The following is a 3,244-nucleotide window of genomic DNA, read 5'->3' as shown; positions in this document are numbered from 1 at the left end:
GCAATTCGTTGATCACACAAGTGTTTAGCATGGATGATCCTAAAAATGTAGAGGATTTACTACTAATTGGTGTGGTCGATCCCAATTATTCTATGAATATTCTGGTCTTACAGCTATTGGCACACTAACGGAGCATCACAACCTATTGATCCGCGTGGCATTTATCTATCACGCATCTAAAAATTAGTTTATGATTCTAAACAAATTTAGTTATAAGCATAAAGTATCTGATTGAATGCTATTCACCTACCCTATCAAGTCACACCGCCTATGTGCGCTGAATATCGGCAAGTATTGGCCCGGACCAGCACACTGACCCATACCTTTTTCGTATGAGTAGCGCTCCAGATACTTCGCATAAGCAAAGCATCTATCGAAATATTATTTTGAGTATCGATATATTTTTCCAAACGATCTATTTTGATTTCATCATGGATCAGAACCTTCAAAACGATGCTGGCTTCGCAGACTAAAAGTCTCTGCGCTATGTCTTTTAGCAACACACTGCGCTCCATCTGTGTAATTTGCTGAGACATTGGTTCAACACCTAAAACGCATCTTATGAGAAAGGAACTTCAGGAAAGTCATGACAGTAAAATTAAGCATAAAAGACGTCTGCAAGATCTTCGGCGAGGACAGCCGCAAGTCTTTAGAGATGTTGCGTAACGGCAGCAACAAGGAAGAGATTCTTGCCGCTACCGGTCAGAATGTAGGCGTGAACAATGCCTCCTTTGATATCCATGAAGGTGAAATATTCGTCATCATGGGCCTATCCGGTTCTGGAAAATCAACATTGGTGCGCATGCTTAACCGATTGATCGAACCCACAGCGGGCGAGATTCTTCTAAACAACGTTGATATTGCCAAACTCAGCAACGACGAACTGATTCAGGTACGCCGAAACTCAATCAGTATGGTTTTCCAGTCTTTCGCCCTGATGCCACATATGAGCGTGCTGGAAAATGTATGTTTTGGATTAGAACTGTCTGGCACCAGCAAAGACCAGCGCGAAGCACGTGCTCTGGAAGCATTACGCCAGGTAGGACTTGACGCCTACAGTAACAGCTATCCTGATGAACTGTCCGGCGGCATGCAGCAACGTGTCGGGCTCGCGCGCGCACTGGCAAACGATCCTGAAGTATTGCTGATGGACGAAGCCTTCTCCGCGCTTGACCCATTGATTCGAACCGAAATGCAGGACGAACTGGTTAAGCTTCAGGCTGACCAGAAACGGACTATCGTATTCATCTCCCACGACTTGGATGAGGCCATGCGTATCGGTGATCGTATCGCGATCATGGAAGGTGGTCGTGTCGTTCAGGTTGGGACACCCGATGAAATTCTTAAGAACCCTGCCGACGATTATGTCCGTGCGTTCTTCCGCGACGTCGATGTGAGCAATGTCCTGACCGCTGGCGACATCGCAACCAAACACCAGGTTACGATTATCGAAAAAGAGACCTCAGGCGTACGTTCGGCGATCAAACGCCTGAGCGACTATGATCGGGATTGGGGTTATGTACTGGGCAAGAACAAGACATTTTCCGGCATTGTCACCCCAGACAGCCTTCAGAGCCAGTACGAGAATGACGGATCAATCGCTGCAGCCATGCTAAGTGATGTCAGAACAATCAAAGCAACCGAAAGCCTGAACGACATTATCAGTACCGTCGCTTCCACTCCTTATGGTTTGCCTGTCATTAACGACGAAGGCATATACCTGGGCGTCATTACCCGCGCGCACTTGCTCAACACACTGGATTCAGAAGGAGTCGTGAATCATGGCGGATAACCCTTGGGCTACAGCAGCCGACAGCACAGCGGACACCTCATCAACGACCTCCGCAAACGAAACAACGACACAAGCAGAGCCAGCTAATCCTTGGGGCGCGCAAACTGAAGAAAGCACCTCCGATGCTACAAACGCTTGGAATACCGCACCTGCTGAAGAAGCAACGGACAGCGGCACAGACTGGCTGAGCAGCGCACAGCCTGAAGTGGAAGATCAATCGATTGACTGGATGCACCCGTTTCAAGAAGCGGTCATCCCGCTGGATACCTGGGTCGACAGTGCTCTGATGTCACTGGTCGAAAACTTTCGTCCAGTCTTCCAATCAATTCGAGTACCCATCGACGCAACACTGACTGGCGTTGAGTCTTTACTTCAAGCGACACCAGACTTCCTGATTATTGCGTTGTTTGCGCTGATGGCGCTAAAAGCCTCCGGTCGCGGATTGGCGATCGCTACGGTGCTGTCACTGGCAACCGTTGGCTTTATCGGTGCGTGGCAAGAAGCGATGGTTACCCTGTCGCTGGTAATTACCTCCGTATTTTTCTGCGTACTCATTGGATTACCAACCGGCATCTGGCTATCTCGTAGCGATACGGCATTGCGTATATTCCGACCGGTATTAGATGCCATGCAAACAACCCCTGCATTTGTCTATCTGGTGCCGATTGTTATGTTGTTTGGTATCGGTAACGTACCCGGCGTCGTCGTGACAATCATTTTCGCCCTGCCTCCACTCATTCGCCTGACTAACCTGGGTATTCGCCAGGTACCAGAAGACCTGATTGAAGCTGCGACTTCGTTTGGTGCCAACAAGAGTCAGCTCCTGTTTCGAGTTCAGCTACCGCTGGCCATGCCAACCATTATGGCGGGCATTAACCAAACCTTGATGCTGACCCTATCTATGGTCGTAATCGCCTCAATGATCGCAGTAGGGGGTTTGGGGCAAATGGTATTACGCGGCATTGGCCGCCTGGACATGGGCCTGGCTGCCGTTGGCGGACTGGGTATTGTCCTGCTGGCGATCATCCTCGACCGACTGACACAATCTTTGGGTGAGCAACAAAAACGTCGTCGCTCTAAAAACAAAAGCGCCCAATAAATTAACTTCACCGACTCATCGGCAAAACAACAATGGAGATCACATGTTGTTCAAAAATAAAAAACTGACCGCGGCACTCGCTATCGGCGCCCTGACAATGACCAGTCATGCATTTGCTGAAGATATGCCGGGCAAAGGTATTGAAGTACAGCCAATCAAATCCTCTATCGCCGAAGAAACATTCCAGACCGTCCTAGTGATGCGTGCACTGGAATCACTCGGCTACGATGTAAAACCTATTAAGGAAGTTGAGTACGCAACTGGACACGTTGCACTGTCTAACGGCGACGCAACCTTTATGGCCGATCACTGGGATCCAATGCACACAGATTTCTACGCTAACGCAGGTGGCG

Annotated in this window: 4 protein-coding genes; 3 read left to right on the top strand and 1 reads right to left on the bottom strand. The window is 49.0% G+C overall.

Annotation, left to right across the window (positions count from 1 at the left end):
- Positions 1-254 precede the first annotated feature (254 nt).
- Positions 255-536, bottom strand: a complete 282-nt coding sequence (locus ABYW01_RS17515; RefSeq protein ID WP_372835248.1) for a hypothetical protein — start codon at positions 534-536, stop codon at positions 255-257.
- A gap of 50 nt (positions 537-586) precedes the next feature.
- On the opposite strand from ABYW01_RS17515, the gene proV reads away from it, so the two are divergent.
- The 3 genes from proV to ABYW01_RS17500 all read left to right on the top strand — a co-directional run.
- A complete protein-coding gene (proV, locus tag ABYW01_RS17510; RefSeq protein WP_372835245.1) occupies positions 587-1,792 on the top strand; it encodes a glycine betaine/L-proline ABC transporter ATP-binding protein ProV in 1,206 nt (401 codons plus the stop codon).
- Positions 1,782-2,891 (top strand): glycine betaine/L-proline ABC transporter permease ProW, encoded by a 1,110-nt coding sequence (gene proW / locus ABYW01_RS17505; protein ID WP_372835243.1) that lies wholly within the window; start codon positions 1,782-1,784, stop codon positions 2,889-2,891. Before proV ends, proW begins: the two co-directional genes overlap by 11 nt.
- Positions 2,892-2,934: 43 nt before the next feature.
- The coding region (locus ABYW01_RS17500; RefSeq protein WP_372835241.1) for a glycine betaine ABC transporter substrate-binding protein at positions 2,935-3,244 on the top strand (310 nt) is incomplete at its 3' end.

Source organism: Pontibacterium sp. (genome assembly GCF_041587635.1).
GTDB lineage: Bacteria > Pseudomonadota > Gammaproteobacteria > Pseudomonadales > Balneatricaceae > Pontibacterium.
The sequence above is the reverse complement of the archived record's forward strand: the minus strand, read 5'-3'. Positions and strand labels throughout refer to the sequence as shown.